The sequence below is a fragment of the Desulfomicrobium aestuarii genome, assembly GCF_055385525.1.
Window position 1 is genome coordinate 2,671,434 of the sequence record NZ_AP042427.1, and the last position, 22,506, is coordinate 2,693,939.

The 22,506-nt window shown below is 67.7% G+C and carries 17 protein-coding genes and 1 tRNA gene; 8 read left to right on the plus strand and 10 right to left on the minus strand.

All coding sequences use genetic code 11. The features are described from left to right. Positions 1–67: 67 nt before the first annotated feature. The 10 genes from recD2 to ACZ5AC_RS12155 all read right to left on the minus strand — a co-directional run bounded on the left by recD2 (position 68) and on the right by ACZ5AC_RS12155 (position 11,483). Positions 68–2,242, minus strand: coding sequence for an SF1B family DNA helicase RecD2 (gene recD2 / locus ACZ5AC_RS12110; protein WP_464247856.1), 2,175 nt, complete (start codon positions 2,240–2,242; stop codon positions 68–70). A gap of 4 nt (positions 2,243–2,246) precedes the next feature. Then, the gene (gene recR, locus ACZ5AC_RS12115) at positions 2,247–2,852 is read right to left on the minus strand and encodes a recombination mediator RecR (RefSeq protein ID WP_464247857.1); all 606 of its coding nucleotides are present in this window, start codon (positions 2,850–2,852) and stop codon (positions 2,247–2,249) included. A gap of 9 nt (positions 2,853–2,861) precedes the next feature. Beyond that, positions 2,862–3,158: a YbaB/EbfC family nucleoid-associated protein gene (locus tag ACZ5AC_RS12120; protein ID WP_464247858.1), complete on the minus strand. Its 297-nt coding sequence runs from the start codon at positions 3,156–3,158 to the stop codon at positions 2,862–2,864. Then, positions 3,155–4,954 (minus strand): DNA polymerase III subunit gamma/tau, encoded by a 1,800-nt coding sequence (dnaX, locus tag ACZ5AC_RS12125; RefSeq protein WP_464247859.1) that lies wholly within the window; start codon positions 4,952–4,954, stop codon positions 3,155–3,157. Before dnaX ends, ACZ5AC_RS12120 begins: the two co-directional genes overlap by 4 nt. Before the next feature lie 76 nt (positions 4,955–5,030). Beyond that, positions 5,031–5,954: a branched-chain amino acid transaminase gene (locus ACZ5AC_RS12130; protein WP_464247860.1), complete on the minus strand. Its 924-nt coding sequence runs from the start codon at positions 5,952–5,954 to the stop codon at positions 5,031–5,033. Positions 5,955–6,074: 120 nt separating this feature from the next. Continuing rightward, the gene (der, locus tag ACZ5AC_RS12135; RefSeq protein WP_464247861.1) at positions 6,075–7,406 is read right to left on the minus strand and encodes a ribosome biogenesis GTPase Der; all 1,332 of its coding nucleotides are present in this window, start codon (positions 7,404–7,406) and stop codon (positions 6,075–6,077) included. After that, positions 7,403–8,449 (minus strand): S-methyl-5-thioribose-1-phosphate isomerase, encoded by a 1,047-nt coding sequence (mtnA, locus tag ACZ5AC_RS12140; protein ID WP_464247862.1) that lies wholly within the window; start codon positions 8,447–8,449, stop codon positions 7,403–7,405. Before mtnA ends, der begins: the two co-directional genes overlap by 4 nt. A 156-nt stretch (positions 8,450–8,605) precedes the next feature. Then, on the minus strand, positions 8,606–8,887 hold the full coding sequence (locus ACZ5AC_RS12145) for a peptidylprolyl isomerase (RefSeq protein ID WP_464247863.1): 282 nt from the start codon (positions 8,885–8,887) through the stop codon (positions 8,606–8,608). Positions 8,888–8,946: 59 nt separating this feature from the next. Then, positions 8,947–9,792 (minus strand): thiamine pyrophosphate-dependent enzyme, encoded by an 846-nt coding sequence (locus ACZ5AC_RS12150; RefSeq protein WP_464247864.1) that lies wholly within the window; start codon positions 9,790–9,792, stop codon positions 8,947–8,949. Beyond that, on the minus strand, positions 9,789–11,483 hold the full coding sequence (locus ACZ5AC_RS12155) for a 2-oxoacid:acceptor oxidoreductase subunit alpha (protein ID WP_464247865.1): 1,695 nt from the start codon (positions 11,481–11,483) through the stop codon (positions 9,789–9,791). The genes ACZ5AC_RS12150 and ACZ5AC_RS12155 overlap by 4 nt, the downstream gene beginning before the upstream one ends. Positions 11,484–11,678: 195 nt before the next feature. On the opposite strand from ACZ5AC_RS12155, the gene ACZ5AC_RS12160 reads away from it, so the two are divergent. From ACZ5AC_RS12160 to ACZ5AC_RS12195, 8 genes are all read left to right on the plus strand, one after another. Beyond that, positions 11,679–13,343: a hydantoinase/oxoprolinase family protein gene (locus ACZ5AC_RS12160; RefSeq protein ID WP_464247866.1), complete on the plus strand. Its 1,665-nt coding sequence runs from the start codon at positions 11,679–11,681 to the stop codon at positions 13,341–13,343. A gap of 2 nt (positions 13,344–13,345) precedes the next feature. Beyond that, complete coding sequence (locus ACZ5AC_RS12165) at positions 13,346–13,675, plus strand: hypothetical protein (RefSeq protein WP_464247867.1); 330 nt, start codon at positions 13,346–13,348, stop codon at positions 13,673–13,675. After that, positions 13,672–14,565, plus strand: a complete 894-nt coding sequence (locus ACZ5AC_RS12170; RefSeq protein WP_464247868.1) for a DMT family transporter — start codon at positions 13,672–13,674, stop codon at positions 14,563–14,565. The genes ACZ5AC_RS12165 and ACZ5AC_RS12170 overlap by 4 nt, the downstream gene beginning before the upstream one ends. Before the next feature lie 126 nt (positions 14,566–14,691). Then, entirely contained in the window at positions 14,692–16,164 is a 1,473-nt protein-coding gene (gene zwf / locus ACZ5AC_RS12175) for a glucose-6-phosphate dehydrogenase (protein WP_464247869.1), read from the plus strand. Positions 16,165–16,233: 69 nt separating this feature from the next. Continuing rightward, positions 16,234–17,319 (plus strand): aminotransferase class IV, encoded by a 1,086-nt coding sequence (locus ACZ5AC_RS12180; protein ID WP_464247870.1) that lies wholly within the window; start codon positions 16,234–16,236, stop codon positions 17,317–17,319. 174 nt (positions 17,320–17,493) lie between these two features. Beyond that, positions 17,494–17,569 (plus strand) — tRNA-Ala (locus tag ACZ5AC_RS12185). A gap of 201 nt (positions 17,570–17,770) precedes the next feature. Continuing rightward, positions 17,771–19,225 (plus strand): DUF438 domain-containing protein, encoded by a 1,455-nt coding sequence (locus ACZ5AC_RS12190; protein WP_464247871.1) that lies wholly within the window; start codon positions 17,771–17,773, stop codon positions 19,223–19,225. Positions 19,226–19,508: 283 nt separating this feature from the next. After that, the gene (locus ACZ5AC_RS12195; protein ID WP_464247872.1) at positions 19,509–22,370 is read left to right on the plus strand and encodes a cache domain-containing protein; all 2,862 of its coding nucleotides are present in this window, start codon (positions 19,509–19,511) and stop codon (positions 22,368–22,370) included. The last annotated feature ends 136 nt before the right edge of the window (positions 22,371–22,506 follow it).

Consider the following 22,506-nt stretch of genomic DNA (forward strand, 5'->3'; position numbering starts at 1 on the left):
CAACGCATGCATTGGTCGCAAAAGCCCGCTTTCGCCCCCCTTTCGCCCGTCTTTCCGGCCTGTTGAGCTATGTTTGGCTCTCTTTGGCCAGGCGCACGGCCAGGGACGTGTGGCGCAGCCGGCCGCGCTCGTTCCCCAGCCCCATGTGCATGGCCCGGCGCGACCCCATGAGCACGGCCAGCTTCCGCGCCCTGGTCAGGCCGGTGTAGATGAGGTTTCTCTGCAGGAGCATGTAGTGCTGCGTGACCACGGGCATGACCACGGCCGGGTACTCGCTGCCCTGGCTCTTGTGCACGCTGATGGCGTAGGCCAGGCCGATCTCGTCCAGCTCGTCGAAACCGTACTCCACCTCGCGCCCGTCGAACTCGGCCGTCAGGACCTCGTCCTGGGTGTCGATGCCGGTGATGCGGCCCAGGTCGCCGTTGAAGACGTCCTTGTCGTAGTTGTTGCGGAGCTGCAGGATCCGGTCCCCTTCCCGGTACGTCCGCTGCCCGCGGACAAGCTCCCGGCCGTCGGGGTTCAGGCGCTCCTGCAGGAGGCGGTTCAGGATGACGGTGCCGACCTCGCCCTTGTGCATGGGCGTCAGCACCTGCACCTCGGTCATGGGGTCCAGGCCGTAGGCCTCGGGGATGCGCTCGCAGACCATGCGCAGGATGAGGGCCTGCAGCTCGGAGAGGTCCTCCTTCTCGACCCAGAAGAAATCGGCCTTGGGCGGCGCGTGGGGGCTGCCCTGGGGAAATTCGCCCTCGTTGATGCGGTGGGCGTTGACCACGATCATGCTCTCGCGGGCCTGCCGGTAGATGTGCGTCAGGCGCACGGCAGGGATGGTCCCGCTTTCGAGCATGTCGCCCAGGACGTTGCCCGCGCCGACCGACGGCAGCTGGTTCTCGTCGCCGACGAAGACCAGGCGGCAGGTCAGGGGCAGGGCCCGCAGCAGCGCCAGGCACAGCCCGCAGTCAAGCATGGAGACCTCGTCCACGACCATGACGTCGGCCGGGAGCTTCTTGTCCTCGTTGAACTCGAAGCCCGAGGCCGGCTGGTAGCGCAGCAGCCGGTGAAGGGTCACGGCCGTGAAGCCCGTGGCCTCGGACAGGCGCTTGGCCGCGCGGCCCGTGGGCGCGGCCAGGGAGATGCGCAGGCCCAGGGCCTTGAGCGCCCGCACCACCACCCGCGTGATGGTCGTCTTGCCCGTGCCGGGGCCGCCGGTGATGATGGACACCTTGTGCCCGCAGGCCGACTCCACGGCCAGGCGCTGCTCGTCGGACAGGGTCAGGGACTGCCGCTGCTCCTCGCGCTCCACGGCGGCCGAGATCTTCTTCGGGTCCATGCGGATGGCATGGTCCAGCAGAGCCCGCAGGCGCGAGGCGATCTCGCGCTCGGTCTTGTAGAAATACGTCAGGTACACGGCCTCGGCCACGCCCTTCTCGGGCAGGGGCTCGATGACCAGGCGCTTGCGCTCGACCAGGGCGTCGATCTGCTCCTCGATGAGCTCCAGGTCGTGGCAGCCCAGCAGCCGGGCCGCCTCCTCCGCCAGGACGGGCCGGGGCAGGAAGACGTGCCCGGCCCCCTCGGAGGTCTGGCGCAGGCAGTACTCGACGCCGGCCTCCAGGCGCTGGGGCGCGTCCTCGGCGAAGCCGAGCTTCAAAGCCATCTCGTCGGCCGTGCGGAAGCCGATGCCGTGGATGTCGTAGGCCAGGTCGTAGGGGTTGGCGCGCAGGCGCTGCACGGCGCCTGCCCCGTACTGGCGGAAGATGCGGTGGGCGAAGGTCGTGGCCACGCCGTGGGTCTGCAGGAAGAGCATGAGGCCGCGCACCTCGCGCTTCTCCTGCCAGGACAGGACGATGCCCTTGAGCTTGGCCGGGCCGATGCCCTCTATCTCGAGCAGCCGCTCGGGATCCGAATCGAGGATGTCGAGGATCTGGCTGCCGAAGCGGGCCACGAGCCGGTCCGCCATCTTCTCGCCGATGCCCTTGACCGCGCCCGAGGCCAGGAAGCGCCGGATGCCGCTCAGGGTGGCCGGCATGACGTGCTCGCAGCCCTCGGCCTTGAACTGCCGGCCGAACTTGGGGTGCTCCACCCACTCGCCCGACAGGCGCAGGGACTCGCCCGGCGCGATGTCGCCCAGGGTGCCCACCACCGTGACCTGGCCGGGCCCGGCCGGGGAGTCCAGCCGGGCGATGACGTACCCGTTCTCGGGGTTGTGGTAGACGACGGTGACGACTTCGCCCTGGACGGTGTGCATGATCCTAGAGCGACTGCCGGTACTTGAGGGACTGTTTGAGGGTTTCGCGGTCCACGTACTTGATCTCGGAGCCCAGCGGGATGCCTTGGGCCAGGCGCGTCACGGAGACGTGGGGAAAGGCGCGCGTGACCAGGCCGTGCAGGTAGGTGCTCGTGGCCTCGGCCTCCATGGTGGAACCCAGGGCCAGGATGACCTCCCGCACCTCCCCTTCGCGCAGGATGGATTCCAGCCGCGAGATCTCCAGGGAGCGGGCGTCGACCCCGTCCAGGGGCGAGAGCAGGCCGCCGAGGATGAGGTAGCGCCCCTTGAATATCCCGGACTCCTCCATGACCACGAGGCTGTCCCATTCCGAGACCAGGCAGAGCTGTTCGCGGCTGCGCTTGGGATCGGCGCAGATGTGGCAGGGGTCCGTGTCGGCCAGGGAGCAGCAGCGCGAGCAGATGTGCAGGGCGCTGCGCAGGTTCTCGATGTCCCGGCCGAAGGCGCGCACGGACTCCTCGGGCCACTTGAGGAGCGTCATGGCCATGCGCAGGGCGCTCTTGGGCCCCACTCCGGGCAGGGCCGAGAACTGGTCCACGATCTTTTGCAGGGGTGCGGGAAGTCGCTGCACGAGGGGTTCCTAGAACAGGCCCGGGATCTTCATGCCGCCGGTGATCTGCGACATCTCGGCCTGCACCGTGTCCTTGCCCTTCTTGATGACCTCGTTGACGGCCGAGAGGATGAGGTCCTGCAACATTTCCACGTCCTCGAGGACCGCAGGGTCGATCTTCACGGACAAGAGCTCGCCCGCGCAGGTGGCCCTGACCGTGACCATGCCGCCGCCGACGCTCGTCTCGATCTCCTTCTTGCCGGTCTCTTCCTGGGCCTTCAGCATCTTCTTCTGCATGAGCTGGGCCTGTCTGATCAGTTCGTTCATATCTCGTTCTCCTGTGCTTTTCCGTTGATCGGGGGCCGGACCTCGACGATCCGGGCCTGAAATTTCTCCTGGGCCTGCCGCACCACGGGGTCGGCCTGGGCCATCTCCTTGAGTTCGGCGCGGGTCTTGCGCGCCTCGGCCACCGGCGTCTCCACCCGCACGTTCACGCCCGGACCGTAGTAGGCCCGGGCCAGCTCCGTCAGCACGGGCAGGCCGGCCCGCAGGCGGTCGCAGAGAAAGGCGTGGGGGCTCGTCAGCACGAGGTCCGTCCCGTTCAGCTCGCCGCGGGCCTTGTCCAGGGCGGGCAGGGGGCGGCTCCCATCGGGCCGCGCTGCGCAGAAGGCCGCGAAACCGGACCAGGTGCGCGGCCCGGGCGGGGGCGCGGGGATGGACGGGCCGGCCTCGGGACGGGCGCCGAAAGCCGCACCGTTCTCGCGGACCATGGCCGCCGGGGCCGCAGGCTCGCGCACCTCGCGCGGGGCCGCGGCGGCCGGACGGGGCGGCGCCTGGACCTGCGGCTGGGCGGACGGCTGGGGGGCCGGCCGCGGCGCGGGCGCAGGCCGCTGCGGCGCACCGGCGGGGGGCCGCGAAAATCCGTCGGGACGCGGCGCGGGGGACGGGGACGGAGCCTGGGCGGCGCGCGGCGGCGCGGCCTGGCCGGCGGCCGCGCCCTGGCCGGGCGCGGCGGCGCCCAGGGCCAGCAGGTCAGGCAGGCAGGCCAGGTTCAGGAGCAGAAGCTCCAGGGCCAGGGCCGGCTCCATGCTGGTCAGGACCTTGCGCTGGCTGTCCATGGTCATCTGCCAGGCCGCGTGCAGGTGCCCCAGGCTGAAGCGCGGCGCGAATTCCGCCCAGACGTCGATCTCCTCGGCCGGCAGGTCCATGAGGCCGCGCGCGGCGTCGCCCATCTGGTTCAGCAGAAAGAGGTTGCGCCAGCACCCGGCAAGCTCCCTCAGAAAGAAGCCCAGGTCCGCGCCCTGATCCAGGACCTCGGTCAGCAGGGCGTGGAGGCCCCGCAGGTCGCGGCCGTGCACGCACTCCACCAGGCGCGCGAAGATCTCGCCGCCGGCCAGGCCCAGAACCTCGCGCACGTCGGCCAGGGTCAGGGTCGTCGAGCCCAGGGCCAGGACCTGACCCAGAAGCGACATGCTGTCGCGCACCGAACCCGCCCCGCGCTTGGCGATGAGGGTCACGGCCGAAGGCTCGGCCGGGATGCCCTCGCGCTCCAGCACGCCGCCCAGGTGGCGCACCAGGTCGGCCTGGGGCAGACGCTTGAAGACGAAATGCTGGCAGCGGCTGACGATGGTCTGGGGAAATTTTTCGGGCTCGGTGGTGGCCATGATGAAGGTCACGTGCCCGGGCGGCTCCTCCAGGGTCTTGAGGAGCGCGTTGAAGGCCGCCTTGGAGAGCATGTGCGCTTCGTCGATGATGATGACCTTGTAACGGCACTCCAGGGGCGCGTAGCCCACGTCCTCCTTGAGACGGCGGACGTTGTCCACGCCGGTGTTGGAAGCGCCGTCGATCTCGACCACGTCCACGGCCGCGCCGAGGGTGATCTGGCGGCAGACCGGGCACTGGTTGCAGGGCTCCTCGGCCGGGCCGTGCTGGCAGTTCAGGGCCTTGGCGAAGATGCGGGCCAGGGTGGTCTTGCCCACCCCGCGCGTGCCGCTGAACAGGTAGGCGGGCGCCACCCGCCCCGTGGCCGCGGCGCGGGACAGGATGCGCTTGACGGAGTCCTGGCCGGCCACGCTGGCGAAGTTCTGGGGGCGGTAACGGGCGGTGAGGCTTTCCTGGCTCATGGTGTGATCGGCGGGTGCGGAAATTGACGAAACGCCGGGCGCAGGCAGGCTGCGCCCGGCGGGCAATAACGGGAGGCTAGAAGCTGTAGCGGGCCAGCCACTGGCCGTACTTGGGGTTCTGGCCGCGCAGGACCTTGAAGTAGGCGTCCTGCAGGGCCGCCGTGACCGGGCCGCGGCTGCCCTGGCCGATGACGCGGCGGTCCACCTCGCGGATGGGCGTGATCTCGGCCGCGGTGCCGGTGAAGAAGGCCTCGTCGGCGCAGTACAGCTCGTCGCGGGTGAAGCGGTCCTCGACCACGGTGTAGCCCAGGTCCTCAGCCAGGATCATGACGGACTCGCGGGTGATGCCCGAGAGGATGGAGCCCAGCGGCGAGGTCTTGATGACGCCCTTGCGCACGATGAAGATGTTCTCGCCCGTGGCCTCGGACACGTAGCCCTCGGCGTCGAGCATGAGGGCCTCGTTGTAGCCGTCGGCCAAGGCCTCGCGCTTGGCCAGCACGGAGTTGACGTAGTTGCCGCAGGTCTTGGCCTTGGTCATCATGACGTTGACGTGGTGGCGCGTGAAGGACGAGGTCTTGACGCGGATGCCCTTCTCCAGGGCCTCGGCGCCGAGGTACGCGCCCCAGGGCCAGGTGGCGATGATGGTCTGGATGGGGTTGTCGCCCGGGTAGACGCCCATGACGCCCGCGCCGATGAAGGTCAGGGGCCGGATGTAGCCCTCGGCCAGCCTGTTGACCTTGAGGGTCTCGATGATGGCCGCGCTGATCTGGTCCTGGGTGAAGGGGATGACCATCTCGTTGATCTTGGCCGACAGGAAGAGGCGCTCCACGTGCTCCTGCAGCCGGAACACGGCCGAGCCGCCGTCGGTGCAGGTGTAGCAGCGGATGCCCTCGAACACGCCCACGCCGTAGTGCAGGGTGTGGGTCAGGACGTGGACCTGGGCTTCGTCCCAGGGCACGAGTTTGCCGTCGAACCAAATCTTGTCTGCTTTCTGAACCATGGAATCCTCCTCGCGGTGGGCGTCGTTGTGGCGCGGCGGGGCGCGCGGCCCCGAGCGTCGCGGAACACTAGGTCAAGGCGCAGGCCCCGGTCAAGGGAGGCCCCCCGAGGCCGCAGGCCCTTACGAATCCTTGGCGTGGCTGGAGCGGAAGATCATGCGGATGGGCGTCTTGTCCATGCGGAAGACCTTGCGCAGCTGGTTCTCCAGGTAGCGCACGTAGCTGCCCCCGAAGAGCTTCTCGTCGTTGACGAAGAAGACGAAGGTCGGCGGCCGGGAATCGGCCTGGGTCATGTAGTAGATCTTGCCGCGCCGTCCGCCCATGACCGGCGGCTGGTGCCGCTCGGTGACCATCTTGACCAGGCGGTTCAGCTCGCCCGTGGTCACGCGCTGGCCGCACTGCTCCCAGAGCTTCTCGACCAGCGGCAGGAGCCCGCCCAGGCCCGCCATGGACACCGACGACGAATAGAGCACGGGCACATGCCCGCAGAATGCGAACTGGTCCACCAGGTCCTTCTTGGTCTTGGCAAGCTGGTCCTTGGTCAGGAGGTCGATCTTGTTGACCACGATGACGAAGGGGATCTTCTCCGTGTCCAGAAAGGACAACAGCCGCTTGTCCTGCCCGACCACGCCGTCCATGACGTCGAGCACCAGCACGACCACGTCGGCCTGCTTGGCGGCCTGCATGGAGTGCACGACGCTGAAGTATTCCAGGGAATCGGTGACCTTGGACTTGCGGCGCACCCCGGCGGTGTCGACAAAGGTGTAGACCTTGCTGCCGCGCTGCACGGTCACGTCCACGCAGTCGCGGGTGGTCCCGGCCTCGGCGCTGACCATGAGCCGCTTCTTGCCCAAAAGCGCGTTGATGGTCGACGACTTGCCCGCGTTGGGCCGACCCAGCAGGGCGATCTTGAGACCGCCCTGAGGCTGCTCCACGCCCTCGCACTGGTCCTTCGGCAGCGCCGTCTCGATCATGTCGCGCAGATCGCCCATGCCGAAACCATGGGCCGCGGACACGCACTGAAGGGGAAAACCCAGAGCGTAGAAATCCGCCGCCAGGGTCTCCTCCTGCTCGGGGCCGTCGACCTTGTTGATGATGACGCGCACTTCCTTGCCGCTTTGACGCAGATACTGCCCGACCTGCTCATCCTGGGGATGCAGCCCGGCGCGGCCGTCGACGATGAACAGGATCAAATCCGCCCCGGCCATGGCTTCCCGGGCCTGCTCGAAGATGCTGATCTCGATCTCGTCGCTGGAGTCGGGGACAAGTCCGCCCGTGTCGACGAGCATGTAGGTGCGCGTTTCGCCGCGCACCTCGCTGAAGATGCTGTCCCTGGTCACGCCGGCCATGTCGTGGGTGATGGAGACCCGCTTCTTGATGAGGCGGTTGAAAAGGGTGGATTTGCCCACGTTGGGACGCCCGATGAGGGCCACCATGGGAAGATGCTGGTTCATGGTCTGCGTTCCTGGCCGATGATCTCGGCGATACTCGATGTGTATGGCGGGGAAAGCACCCCGCGTTCGGTGATGATGCCCGTGATCAGGGAGTGATCCGTGACGTCGAAGGCGTAGTTGAAGACGGGCACGCCGTCGGGCGTGATCTGGGTGGCCCCGACGTGGGTCACTTCCAGGGGCGTGCGGTCCTCGATGGGGATGAGGGAGCCCTCGGGCGTGGCCAGGTCGAAGGTGGAGCTGGGCGCGGCCACGTAGAAGGGGATGCCGTAGTGCCGGGCCAGGATGGCCACGCCGGACGTTCCGATCTTGTTGGCAACGTCGCCGTTGGCCACGATGCGGTCGGCCCCGACCACGACCTTCTGCACCAGCCCGCGCTTCATCAGCAGCGAACAAGCGTTGTCGCAGGCCACGGTCACGGGGATGCCGTCCTTGTGCAGCTCGTAGGCCGTCAGGCGGGCGCCCTGCAGGAAGGGCCGGGTCTCGTTGGCGATGACGGAAATCCGCTTGCCCATGTCCACGGCGCCGCGGATGACGCCCAGGGCCGTGCCGTACCCGGCCGTGGCCAGGGCCCCGGCGTTGCAGTGGGTCATGACCGTGTCGCCGTCGGCCAGGAGTTCCCCGCCGAAGCGGCCCATGGCCTTGTTCATGGCGATGTCGTCGGCGTGGATCTTCCGCGCCAGGGCGAGCCAGACATCGCCCAGTTCGCGCGGGTCGGCCACGCCGCTTGCGGCGCCGCGCATCTCGTTCACGGCCCAGGCCAGGTTGACGGCCGTGGGCCGCGCCTGGGCCAGGAGGCCGAGCAGCCGGCCGAGTTCGTTCGTCCAGTAGGCGCCGGCGGCCAGGGCCTGCTTCAGGGCGATGCGGCAGCCGTAGGCCGCCGTCACGCCGATGGCCGGCGCGCCGCGCACGACCATGGTCTGCAGGGCGTAGATGACGTCCTCCACGGTGCGGCAGGCGAAGGTCTCCTCCACCAGGGGGAGCTTGCGCTGGTCAAGCAGGAGCAGGGCGCAGGCCTCGGCGTCGAATCGGATGTGGTCTTCCATGTGAGTCCTTTTCAAGAGAGAATGGAAATTATGGGAGGCATGGGCGGTACGGGGGTGCATACGTCCCATGGCTCCCGTGATTCCCGTTCTCTTTTCCCAAAAAAAACCGGGCCACCAAGCAGCCCGGTTTCCACAGACAGGGGCGGAGCCGCTTCGTCAGGAGCGCTCGGTCACTTCCACCAGGTGGTAGCCGAACTGCGTCTTGACCGGGCCGTGGACCACGCCCACGGCTTCGTTGAAGCAGACGTGGTCGAACTCGGGTACCATCTGGCCCGGGCCGAAGGTGCCTAGGTCGCCGCCGCGGCGGCCCGACGGGCACTGGGAATAGTTGCGGGCGATTTCGGCGAAGTCTCCGCCTTCCTCGGTGATCTTCTTCTTCAGAGCCTGGCAGACCTCTTCGGTCGCCACCAGGATGTGACGGGCACGTGCTTTGGCCATGGTGATCTCCTTGATTTTTTCGTGGCCCTAACCCGATGCCCGCCACTTGGCAAGACGCCTCAGGCGTAGCTCATCATGTGCGCCGCGACCTTGTCCATGTCCACGGGACGCCGGTACATGGCCCCGTCCCTGCACTGCGGCAGGAGCGTCTCCTTGGACGGACGCTGTTCGCGGTAGATGACGCCGATGGGGATTTCCTCGCCGAAGACCATGGCCGCCTTCATGGCCTCGTCCCAGTTCGCGGGGTCGTGGGAGACCTCCTTGCAGCGGGACTTGTACCAGGCGAAGGTGTTGACCTTGTTGAAGGAGATGCAGGGCGAGTGCATGTCCACCAGAGAGAACCCCTTGTGCTCCATGGCCGCGGCGATGGTCGCCGCGGCATGTTCCTTGAGACCCGAAAAGGACCGGGCCACGAAGGAGGCGTGCATGGCCACGGCCACGGCCACGGGGTTGAAGGGCTGGTCGAACACGCCCAGGGGGTTGTTCTTGGTCACGTGGCCCGTCATGGTCGTGGGGCTCGACTGGCCCTTGGTCAGGCCGTAGATCTGGTTGTTGTGCACGATGAGGGTGATGTCCAGGTTGCGGCGGATGGCGGCCAGCAGGTGGTTGCCGCCCTCGCCGTAGGTGCAGCCGTCGCCCGACTCCACGACAACCTTGAGCTCAGGATGGACGAGCTTGAGGGCCTGGGCCGGCGGCAGGGCGCGGCCGTGCAGGCCGTTGAAGCCGTTGCCCCGGACATAGTGCACGATCTTGGCCGCCTGGCCGATGCCCGAAACCAGGGCGAACTGGTGGGGTTCGAGATCCTGCCGGGCCAGGGCGTCCTTGAGGGCCAGGAGCACGTCGTGGTTGCCGCAGCCCGGGCACCAGGCCGTGACGTATTCGCCGTATATCTTGCTGTCGATCATAATGCCTCCAGGATGGGCGCCAGGCGCTCCAGGACGTAACCGGCCGTCAGGGCCCGGCCGTCGTAGCGCAGGACTGAGTTGGCGATGTGGAAACCCGTGGTCTCGCGCAGCAGCCGCGTGAACTGGCCGGTGCTGTTGCCCTCCACGGCCACCACGCATTCCGCGGCGTGCAGGCGCTGCAGGAAGGTCTCGGGCGCCAGGGGCCAGACCTGGATGAAGCACAGGCTCGCGGCCCTGATTCCCCGTTTCTGCAGAATCCCGGCGACCTCGCGCAGGACCTCGCCCGAGGAGCCCCAGCCCACCAGCAGCAGGTCGGGATCGTCCTCTCCCGTGGAGACGGGAGGCAGGATTTCCTCCCGCAGCACGTCCAGCTTGGCCAGGCGCTTGTCCTGCATGCGCACGCGGATGTCGGCGGCCTCGATGATATGCCCCTTCTCGTCATGCTCGTGGCAGTCGGCCAGGACCAGGCTCTTGCCGTGGCCCGGGATGCGGCGCGGGGACACGGACGCGGACCAGTCGTAGCGGCGGTAGGCGTCCGGGTTCTCGTCGCTCAGGTCGGGTCCGGCCACGGGCGGCAGGGCGCCGAGGTCGAAAGGCTCCGTGGACCGCACGGCGCTGGCCAGGTACTGGTCCGAAAGGATGAAGACCGGGCCCTGGGATTTCTCGGCCAGATCGAAGGCCTTGTGCGTGAGGTGAAAGCAGTCCGCGACATCCGCCGGAGCCAGGATGGCGCGATGGAACTCCCCGTGGCCGGCGCGCAGGACCAGCTCCAGGTCGGCCTGTTCCGTGCGCGTGGCCAGGCCCGTGGCCGGGCCGGGGCGCTGGGCCACGACGAAGACCACGGGCATCTCCATGACGCCGGCCAGGCTGACGGCCTCTGTCATCAGGGCGAAGCCGCCGCCCGAGGTCGGCACGATGCTGCGGGCCCCGCCGAAGGACGCCCCCAGGGCCATGTTGGCCGCCGCGATCTCGTCCTCGCCCTGCTCCACTACCACGCCCATGTCCACGGCCACCTGCGCGAGCCCCTCGGCGATGGAGGTGGCCGGTGACATGGGGTAGTAGCCGCAGAAGCGCACCCCGGCGGCCAGGGCGCCCAGGACCAGGGCCTGGTTGCCGTCCATGGCCAACCGGGTCACGCCGTCGCCCTCGCCCGGCAGGGGCAGGGACGGCGCGTTGTCCGCGGCCCACTTCATGGCCGCGGCCAGGACATCCAGGTTGCTGGCCACGATCTGGTCGCCCTTGGCCCGGAAGTTGTCCGCCACCAGCTCCCGCAGGATGTCCGCCCCAATGCCGAGCATGGCGCCGAGCACGCCCATGAGGGCCACGTTGCGGAAGACGGGCCGCGAGGCCAGTTCGGCGAAGGGGATGCCGATGAGGCCGGGTTCGGGCGCCATCTCCCAGCCGCCGTCCACCAGGATGACGGCCCCGTCCGCGAGCCGTGCCCGGTGCAGGTCCACGCTCTCGCGGCTCATGGCCGCCAGCAGGTCGAAGGTGTCGGGCGGACCCTGCACCGGCCGGGACGCCAGGCGCATGCGAAAATTGTTGTGCCCCCCGCGCACGCGGGACATGACGTGCTGCACGGTCAGCAGGTGGCGCCCGGAACGGACCACGGCCTTGCCCAGAAGTCCGGCCACCGTGTCCAGGCCCTGGCCGGCCTCTCCCCCCAGTATCAGATGAAGTTCTTCGCGCACGAATCTCTCCTTGGTTTCCCGTGGCCGCGACAGCGCCGCACGGAAGTGAGCATGATGGCCCCTTTCGTTGCACATTTCGGCCCTGGAGACAACCGCGGTCTGCCGTTTGTCACGAAAACGATCAGGCGCAGGCTTTACGCCACAGCGCGAAATCCTTAATGCAGACCCGTCCGCACACCTTTCAAGGAAACGATCATGTCCTCAGAGCATTTCGTCATCGGCATCGACACCGGCGGCACCTACACCGACGCCGTGGTCCTCGACCGGCGCACCGGCCGGGTCCAGGCCTGCGCCAAGGCGCCGACCACGGCCCACGACCCGGCCCTGGCCATCGGCCGCGCCCTCGCGGACGTCCTGGCCGCTTCGGGCGCGGAACCGGGGCGGATCGGGCGGGTCACGGTGTCAACCACCCTGGCCACCAACGCCCTGGTGGAGGACAAGGGCGCCGAGGTCGGCCTCTTCGTCATCGGGCACGACAAGCGCCTGCACGTCCCGGCGGCCGACTCGCGCTTCATTCCCGGCGGTCACAAGGCCCGGGGCGTGGAGGTCGAACCTCTGGGCATGGAGTTTCTGCTGAAGGGCATCTCCGCCATGCGCGGCCATGTGGACGCCTACGCCGTCTGCGCCCTGCTGGCCTTCGACGACCCGACCCACGAGCTCGTCGCGGCCAAGGCCATCGAACTGACGGACCCCAAGCCCGTGTTCTGCTCCCACCAGGCCAGCAGCCTGCCCGGCATCGAGGAGCGCGCCTCCACGGCCGTGCTGAACGCCCGCCTGCTGCCCGTCATGCAGGACTTTCTGCAGAGCATCGCCCGCTCCATGCAGCGTCTGGGCCTCTCCTGCCCCGTGCGCATCGTGCGCGGCGACGGCAAGAGCATGGACCTGGACCAGGCCCTGCGCAACTCCTCCTCCACCGTGGCCAGCGGCCCGGCGGCCACGGCCCTGTTCGGCGCCGACGCCGCGGCCGGCGACACGGCCGTCATCGTCGACGTGGGCGGCACCACCACGGACATCACCCTCATCCGCGACGGACGCCCCGTCATCCGCGAGGAGGGCATGACCATCGGCGCCTGGCGCACCCATGTGCAGGCCGTGGAGATGTACACCGTGGGCCTGGGCGGGGACAGCGTGGCGCAGGTCTCGAACGGACTGATCTCCCTCGGCCCGGCCCGGGTCGTGCCCCTGTCCCAGGCCGGGCTGCATCTGGATGGCGCGCCCCTCGACGCCGTGGAGAACCCGGCGGACTGGCTCGGGACGGACATGCGCGGGCAATGCGTGCACCTGGCCCCAGGGGCCGTCCCCGGCGACGACCCCATCCTGCTCCGGCTGGCGGAGCGCGGCCCGGCCACGCCCTGGCAGCTGCGCCGGGACATCGGCATGGCCGAATCCAGCCTGGAGAAGGCCATCGCCCGGCTGCAGGCCGCACGAAGGGTCGTGTCCTGCGGCTTCACGCCAACGGACGCTCTGCACGTGCTGGGGCGCCTCAGTCTCGGCAACGCGGAGGCGTCCCTGCGGGGGGCGAAGGTCCTGGCGGAACTGTGCGGCATGGCCCCCGAGGAGTTCTGCCTCCGGGTGCTCGAAAAGGCCGAAGGGACCATCGCCGCCACCATCCTCGAAGCCCTGAGCACGCGCGAAGTCGGGCCGGCCCTGGCCAGGTTCATGGGCCAGACCGGGCACAGCCCCCTCCTGGACATTTCCATCCGCCTCAAGGCGCGGATCATCGGCATCGGCGCGGCCGCGCCGTTCCTGCTGCCGGCGGTGGCCGAGCGCCTGGGCACCGAGGTCGTTTTCCCGGACCATTACGAAGTCGGCAACGCCCTGGGCGCAGCCGTCATGGACAGCATCAACGCGGAGGCATGATCATGCATTTCAGGGAACAGTGTTTTGCGGCGGCCATGGAAATCTGCAGCGAGAGCGAAGCGGCCGAGGTCGTCCACGGCTGGGTGCCCGGCGGACCCGGCTTCGTGGTCCACGCCTGGGCCGAGGTCGAGGGCGGCGTCTACGACCTGACCGAAAGCGACCGGCCCATGCGCAAGGCCGACTACTACGCCCTCATGGGCGTGCGCCCGGAGCTGACCCGGCGCTACTCCCGGGTCGAGTATTTCACCCTCATGGCCGAAACCGGGAGCTTCGGGCCCTTCGACAAGGAGCTCTTCTTCGCCAACGAAACGGCCACGCTGGCCCAGGGATGACCCTGCCCTTCGCCGGTGAGGTCGCGGCCCTGGCCGCGGCCTTCATCTGGTCCGTGGCGACCTTCCTCTACACCCGCACGGGCAACCGCGCCCCGGCCGTGTTCCTGAACCTGGTCAAGGGCGCCATCGCCGTGGCCATGCTCATGGCGACCATCCTGGTCCTGGGCGACTCCGCGCCGGACCTGACGGCGTCGCAGTGGCTGTGGCTGGCCGGCAGCGGCGTCGTGGGCATCAGCATAGGCGACAGCGCGTATTTCTCGGCCATCAAGCGCATCGGCCCCAGCCAGACGCTCCTGATCGAGTCCCTGGCACCGCCCTTGACGGGCGTGCTCGGCATGTGCCTGCTGGGGGAATCCATCGGCATCGCCGGCTGGTGCGGCATCCTCCTGACGGTGTCGGGCATCCTGTGGGTGGTCACGGAGCACCGGCCGCGCCAGCGCCCCAACCTCCCCGGCCTGGCCTTCGCCGCCCTGGCCGCCCTGTGCCAGGCCCTCGGCATGATCCTTTCCCGGCAGGTCATGGTCACCTCCGAGGTCACGCCCCTGTGGGCCGCTCTGGTCCGCCTGGGCGCCGCCAGCCTCGTGCTGTGGGCCGTCATGCCCATAATCAGGCCAGGGTTGGTGCTGAACCGCGAAACCTGGCGGGCCGTGGGTACCGCACGCCACGGCTGGGCCCTCTTCACCCTGGCCGTGTTCCTGGGCACGTTCCTGGGCATCTGGCTGCAGCAGGCTTCCCTCAAGCTGACCAGCGCGGCCGTGGCCCAGACCCTCATCTCCGTCAGCCCCCTCTTCGCCCTGGGCCTGGCCCGGCTGGGCGGGCATCCCGTTTCGCGCCGCAGCGTCGTCGGCGCCCTGGTCACCCTCTGCGGGGTGGCCCTCTTCTTCCGCTGAACCGGCCGCATCCCCGCCGCGCCGACGGAGCGCTGGTGGAGCGGCTGGCGGCAGGGCTTGCGTTTTGGCTTCGTCCTGCTATTTCTGACGGCTCCGGAACCGGACATTCATCCCCAGGGGAGCCCCATGACAGATCAGTTATCCTGTCCCGTGCAGGCCCAGGCCGACCCCGTCAGCCTGGTCGTCTTCGGCGCCACCGGGGATCTGGCCATGCGCAAGATCTACCCCGCCCTGGCCTCCCTGTGCCGCAACCAGCTCCTGAGCCACGACACGCGCATCCTGGCCGTGGGCCGCACGGAAATGGACACGGAGCAGTACAGGAATCTGCTCGGCGACAGGCTGGCCGGGGCCGTTCCCGCCTCGTGCCTGGCGGATCTCGCCCCCAGGGTGAGCTACCTGCGCATGGACCCCGAGGACCCCGCCTCGGCCCGCTTCCTGGCCCTGGCCCTGAACGAGCTGGACGGCGGCGCGAAGGACCGCCTGTTCTACCTCGCCGTGCCGCCGTCGGCCTACATCCCCCTGGCCACGGCCATCGGCGAGGCCGGCCTGGCCCGGCAGGACGAGGACCGGCGCGTGCGCATCGTCGTGGAAAAGCCCTTCGGCCGCGACCTGCCCACGGCCCGTGAGCTCGACGAGGTCCTGCACCGCTATTTCCGGGAGAGCCAGATCTTCCGCATCGACCACTACATGGCCAAAGAGACGGTGCAGAACGTCCTGCTGCTGCGCTTCGCCAACGCCCTTTTCGAGCCCGTCTGGAACCGCCGCTACATCGACCACATCCGCATCACCGCGGCCGAGGACCTCGGCATCGGCCACCGCGCCGGGTTCTACGACCAGGCCGGGGTCCTGCGGGACATGTTCCAGAACCACATGATGATGCTCCTGGCCCTGTGCGCCATGGAGCCGCCGTCCCTGTTCGACGCCGAGCTGGTCCGCGACGAGCGTTCCAAGGTCTTCCGCGCCCTGCGCCCCCTGGACCTGGAGCGCCTGGACGAGCAGCTGATCCTGGGCCAGTACGGGCCGGGCATGGTCGACGGCAAACCCGTGCCCGGCTACCTGCAGGAGCCCGGCGTGCGGCCGGACTCGGCCACGCCGACGTTCGCCTGGATGAAGGTCTATCTGGACAACTGGCGCTGGCAGGGCGTGCCCTTCCATCTCTGCTCGGGCAAGCGCCTGGCGGCCAAGCACACCGAAATAACGGTGCAGTTCAAGAGCGTGCCCGTGTCCATGTTCCGCAAGACTCACGGCGGCGCCATCCCGCCCAACAGGCTGGTCATCGGCATCCACCCCCACGAGGTGGTCCGCCTGGAAGTCCAGACCAAGGGCCAGGGCTCCCGGCTGTGCCTGCAGGGCCAGTCCATGGAGTTCTCCTACGGCGCGGCCTCGGGCCTCGGGCGTCTGGACGACTACGCCAAGGTGCTGCTGGACTGCATTACCGGCGACCAGACCCTCTTCTGGCGCCAGGACGCCGTGGAGCTGTGCTGGGGTTTTCTGACCCCAATCCTCGACCGCTGCGACGGCGAGGAAGGGGCTCTGCCCCTGCACACCTACGTCGCCGGCGGGCCCGGGCCCAAAGAGGCGCACCGCGCCGCGCCGTAAGAACCTCGATTTTCAGGACAACGGACGCACCACTCGCAACCATCAACCCGACACGCATCAGGAGGACCCATGGCCGGTTTCGAAGGCATCAAATGGGCCGGTTCCCAGGCACGCTACACGCTCCACGACAAGGCCTTCGCCATGGTGCCCACGACCGACAAGGTCCCGGCGGTATCCCGCTCCATCCACTACGGGATCTGTCTGGCCTTCGAGGGCATCCGCTACTTCATCGGCCCGGCCGAGGACGGCAGCCTGCACATCCAGTTCCTGAACCTGCACAAGAACCTGCAGCGCTTCCGCCGCTCCATCTCCTTCAACCTCGGCACGGCGCAGCAGACGCTGGTGCCGACCGAAGAGGAGCTCCAAGGCCTGATCCTGCACTACCTGCGCAGCCCCGAACTGGCGGACTTCATCAGGGACATGGGCGAGACCGGCGGCCAGGGCTACCTGCGGCCCTTCACCGTGGACGAGTCCCAGTCCATCGGCGTGACCTTCCCCGAGCGCCCGTCCATCCGCATGGTCACCTGCACCTACGACCGCTACCTGGGCGAGCCCTTCAGCGGCGTGGTCGTGCCCAACCTGGTGCGGGCCGTGGGCGCCAACGGCACGGGCAACCTCAAGCTCGGCGTGAACTACCTCCTGAGCGTCAAGGCCGTGGACGAGGCCAAGAGCATCCTGCCCGAGGCCAGCTCCGCCCTGTTCCTGGACGACCGTCTGGACCTGCCGCTGCGCGACCGCCGCATCACGGAATGGGACTCGTCCTGCTGCCTCATCGCCATGGCGGACGGCACGGTGGTGAAGATCCCCGAGAGCCCGCTGATCCTCCCCTCGGTCACCATCCAGGGCATCTGCGCCATCCTGCGCGAGGACGGCGTGCCCGTGGAGGAGCGTGACATGACCTACGGCGAGTTCATGGCCCGGGCCGAGGCCGGGGAAATCGCGGCCATCGCCTCCATCGGCACGGCGGGCATCCTGAACCGGGCCCAGCGCCTGATCATGGTCGACGAGAACAACGCGCCCTGCGGCGAGCTGCGCGCCCAGACCGACCACCCCATGTACCACGCCCTGGGCAAGGCCAGGCAAACCTACTGGGACATCTACCAGGACAAGGCCCCGGTACCCGTGGGCATGACTCTGCAGAGCTACCTGATCTGAAATGCGCCGAAGGCCTGAAAAGCGTTCTGGCAAGGCGCGAACCGATTTTGGAGGGCGAAGTGTAGCCGTCTACATGAGCCCTTCAAAATCGGTGAGCAACGCAGTCCAGAACGCTTTTCAGGCGTTCGGCTGTTGACAACCGGGCCCGCACCACCTATCAGGCTTCCCACGCCTGGGGATGTAGCTCAGCTGGGAGAGCGCCGCGTTCGCAATGCGGAGGCCAGGGGTTCGATCCCCCTCATCTCCACCACAGGAAAAGTCAGGGCCTGGATGAAAAATCCGGGCCCTTTTTCTTGGCCGAAATTCCTCCACGCCTCCCTTTCAAGCATCCGGGCTGCAACGGACGATAGTTGCACTCCCCGCGATTCTTCAGCTATGGTCCATGCCTGACCCGCCCATCCGCACGATTTCCCCCTCATCGGACGGGCGGAACCTCAACCCCGGAGGCATCATGGAACTCTCGACGAAAACGAAAATCGGCGACCTGCTCGACGCGTACCCTTTTCTGCTCGAATATCTGGTCAAGCAGTCGCCGAAGTTCTCCAAGCTGGAAAACCCCTTCCTGCGCAAGACCGTGGCCTCCTTCGCCTCGGTCTCCAAGGCCGCAGCCCTGGGCGGACTCGACCCGGACGATTTTCTTGCCGGCATCGCGGTGGAGATATTCAGGAAATCCAACGACTCCGTCACCCTGGTCAACAGCGGCGGGCGGGCGGAGCAGGCGCGGGGCGTGTCACGCGAGGAGCGGATCGAGGCCTTCAAGGGCATCGTCATGCGCCTGCACGGGGGCGAATCCCTCGACAGCCTGCGGCAGGAATTTCACGCGCTGCTGAAGGACGTCTCCCCGGCCGAGGTCGGCGCGATGGAGCAGCGCCTCGTGGCCGAGGGCATCCCGGAGTCTGAGATCAAGAAGCTGTGCAACCTGCACGTCGAACTCTTCACCGCCGACGCCGACAAGCCCGAACTGCCGCTCCTGCCCGACGGGCACCCCATCCGCACCTTCCAGGCCGAGAACGCCCTGGCCGAGGAAAAGGCGGCGAATCTGTCCACGATCCTGGGCGGCGTCCGGGACGAGCTCGGGTATTCGGGGGCGCGAAATGCCCTGAAGAACGGGGTCGCGGACCTGGCCGCCATCATCCGCCACTACGAGCGCAAGGAGAACCAGCTCTTCCCCATCATGGAGGCTCACGGCCTGACGGCCCCGCCGCAGGTCATGTGGGAGATCCATGACGACATCCGGGCCATGTTCAAGAAGGCCCAGGCCTGCCTGGAGTCCGCAGAGCACGCTCCGGCCGCGGAGGCCGTGTCCGAGCTGGTCCTGGCCGTGCGCGACATGGTCTTCAAGGAGGAGCGCATCCTCTTCCCCATGGTCTTCGAGGCCTTTTCCGAGGAGGACTGGCGCAAGGTCAGGCGGGGCGAGGCGGAGATCGGCTTCGCCTGGGTGGACCCGGGCGATGCGTGGCTTCCTGCCGCCGGGACGACCACTTCCGGCGGAGGAGCCACCGGCCTGATACAGCTCGACTGCGGACGCATGGAGCCCGAGGTGATCAACGCCCTGCTCAAGCACCTGCCCGTGGACATGACCTTCGTCGGCCCCGACGACCGCGTGCAGTACTTCTCGCAGACCGAGGAACGGATCTTCCCGCGCAGCGAGGGCATCATCGGCCGCGAGGTGTCCAAATGCCATCCGCCCAAGAGCGTGCACATGGTCGAGGAGATCCTGGCGCGGTTCAAGAGCGGGGAGCGCGACACGGCCGAATTCTGGATCGAGCTGGGCGGACGGTTCATCCACATCCGCTATTTCGCGGTCAGACGCGAGGGCCGGTATCTGGGCTGCCTCGAAGTCAGCCAGGACGTCACCGCCATCCGCGCCCTGAAAGGGCAGCAGCGCTTGCTGGACTGGAAGTGACGACGTGGCCTGCACCTCGTGAAGACAGGGCAAGCTTTTGAACCGCGTCCCCGTGACGCAGCGAACTCTTTGACTCCGCACCGTCATCCGCAATTCCTCGTCCACCATTGCCGGGAAGCGTCTCTTTCGCGGGACGCTTCCCGTTCCGGGCCATGTCCGCGCATCCGAAGCGCGAGGCACGGGATGCCTTGCGCCCTTGCGCTTTCTCTTCCGACTCGCGTAAGAAATATCCAGGGCGACGCCGCCCCCATGAATTCACCCCCGTCGACGTCAGCGAGGCTTCATGTCCCGGAAGCAGAAGACCAGCATCCCTAGCGCGTTCCTGCGCTTCACGTCTCTCATTTCGACCGTTAGTCTGCTGCTGTTGGGCGCCTTGTGGATCAGCGACGACGTCTACCATTTCGAGGAAGACAGCGCAGAATACCGACAGGAATTCCTCGAGATACGCAAGGGCGAAGTCAGGCACGAAGTGGAACTCTTCCTGGCCGCGGTCGCAAAGCGGCGCGGCAACCTCGAAGACTCCCTGCGGGAGAACATCCGGGACCGGGTCGATGAGGCCTGGGCCGTGGCCGACAACCTCTACCGGCACAATTCGGGGCGCATGGGGCGGGAGGATCTGGCCGGGATGATCCGCGAGGCCCTGCGCCCCATCCGCTACAACAACGGGCGGGGCTACTTCTTCGCCACGGGCCTCGACGGGGTGGAGCAGCTCTTCGCCGACCGGCCGGAGTTCGAGGAACGGAACCTCCTGGACATGAAGGACGAGTCGGGGAAACCCGTCATCCGGGACATGATCCGCATCGCCAGGGAACGGGGCGCGGATTATTACGAATATTTCTGGACCAAACCCGGCAGTCCGGGGCGCGACCACCGCAAGCTCGCCTACATCCGCCACTTTCCCGCCCTCGACTGGCTCATCGGCACCGGGGAATATCTTGAGGATGTCGAGAACGACCTCAAGGCCGAAATACTGATGCAACTGGAGCAGGAGCGTTTCGGCGACGGGGGGTACCTCTTTGCCGGCACCCTGGACGGCGTCGCGCTTGCCGGGCCGGCCAAGGGCAAGAACATGCTCGCGGCGACCGACGCCAACGAACTGAAGGTCGTGCAGGAACTCATCGCCACGGCCAAGAAAGGCGGCGGCTTCATCGAATACGTCATGCCGCCCATCGAGGGCATCACCCCACACCGCAAATTGAGCTACGTAACCCTGGTGAATGATTGGGGCTGGATCGTCGGCGCGGGCGTCAACCTCGACGCCGTCGAGGCGGAGATCGCGCGCAATCGGCAAGACATCATGGCCAACAGCCTTAAGCACACCGCCATGCTGCTCGGCCTGCTCGGCATCGTCTTCCTCGGCCAATACATCGCCGCCCGACGCGCTACGGCGCGGCTCAGGGACGGCCTGGCCGTCTTCATGGACTTTTTCAGCCAGGCCGGACGGTTCGGGGCGGCCCTCGTGCCCGAGTCGCAGCCCTACACCGAACTGGAGGAGCTGGCCGCCACGGCCAACGCCATGATCGACGGCCGCCTGCGAGCCGAAAAGGCCCTGCAGGACAGCGAAGCCCGGTACCGGCGTCTGGTGGACAACGCTCTGGACGCCATCTTCCTGGCCGACCGGTCCGGCCGCATCATCGACGCCAACAACGAGGCCTGCCAGAGTCTCGGGTACACGTTCGAGGAGGTCACGTCCCTGAACGTCTGGGACGTGGACATCCATGCCTCGGCCGAAGGTTTCGGGCAGGTCGTCGACATGTTGAACGAAAAGGGGGCCGCGATGCTTCAAGGCGCCCACCGCAAGAAGGACGGCACCGTGTTTCCGGTGGAGGTTCAGACCACCGTTTTCCAGGAGAACGGCTACCTGCTGGTCCTCGGCGTGGCCCGCGACATCTCCGCCCGGATCGAGGTCGAAGAGAAGCTCAGACAGTCCGAAAAGACGTTCATCCAGCTCTTCCAGTCATCGCCGGAAGCCATTCTTCTCGTGCAGACGGAGAGCGAGCGCATCAGGGAGGTCAACGAGGCCTGCGTGCGGCTCTTCGGCCATGCCCGGGAGGACCTGCTGGGGAAAACCGCATTGGAAGCTGGGCTTTACGCCCGCCAGAGCGATCGCGACACGATTCTCGGCGAATTGCTCCGGGGCGGGGAGGTCAAGGACTACGAACTGCAGATGCGGCACAGGGACGGACGCATCCTGGACTGCGTGCTTTCGAGCCAAATCCTGGACATCGGCGGCGAGCGCCATCACCTGGCGTCCTGCCACGACATCACGGAGCAGAAGAAAATCCAGGAAATGCTGATCCAGTCCGAAAAAATGATCTCCGTCGGCGGCATCGCCACGGGCATCGCCCACGAAATCAACAATCCCCTGGGCATCATCATGCAGGCCGCCGAAAACCTGACGCTCAGGACCCGGCCCGATTTCCCCAAGAACCGTGAGGCGGCCGAGGCCGTCGGCCTCGATCTCGGGCTCATGGACAGCTACATGAAGGCCCGCAAGCTCGACGTCTTCATCCAGGACATCCGCGAAGCCGGCGTCAGAGCGGCCTTCATCGTGCGCAACATGCTCGACTTCAGCCGGCGCGGGGAATCCAGGCGCACCATGTGCCGCGTGCGCGACATCGCGGAAAAGGCGCTGAACCTGGCCCGCAGCGATTACGACCTGAAGAAGCGCTACGACTTCCGCAGCATCCGCGTCGACATCGCGGAGGAGCCCGATGTGCCCGCCGTTTTCTGCAGCGAGACGGAGATGGAGCAGGTCTTTCTGAACCTGTTCCGCAACGCGGCCCAGGCCATGGCCTCCGCCCCGCCCCCCGGCGGGGAGCCGCGCGTCGAGGTCCGCATCTCCGCGCCGCGTCAAGGCTGGGTCCGGGTCGAGGTCGAGGACAACGGCCCGGGCATCCCGCCCGAAGCGCTCAGACGCATCTTCGAACCCTTCTTCACCACCAAGAAGCCCGGGGAAGGCACGGGCCTCGGCCTGGCCGTGAGCTACTTCATCGTGACCAGCGGGCACCGCGGAAGAATCCACGCCGCACCGGGCTCCGCGGGAGGGGCCTGCTTCACCGTGGAACTGCCGGTGCAGCCCGGAAGCACCCCGGAGAACGCGGAACTCCGGCACGCGCAGACACCGCCTTCCAGCTGGCGTTGAACGGTCCCCACGGGCCTGCCTTCCGCGGACAAGCGTCAGGGCGCTCCGCTCCCGACTTTTTTCTTTGCAGAACGAAAAAACCGCGTTAGCGTCCGGTCAGCCCCGCGAGGGCTTCCTCAACGCACAGTCAGACAGA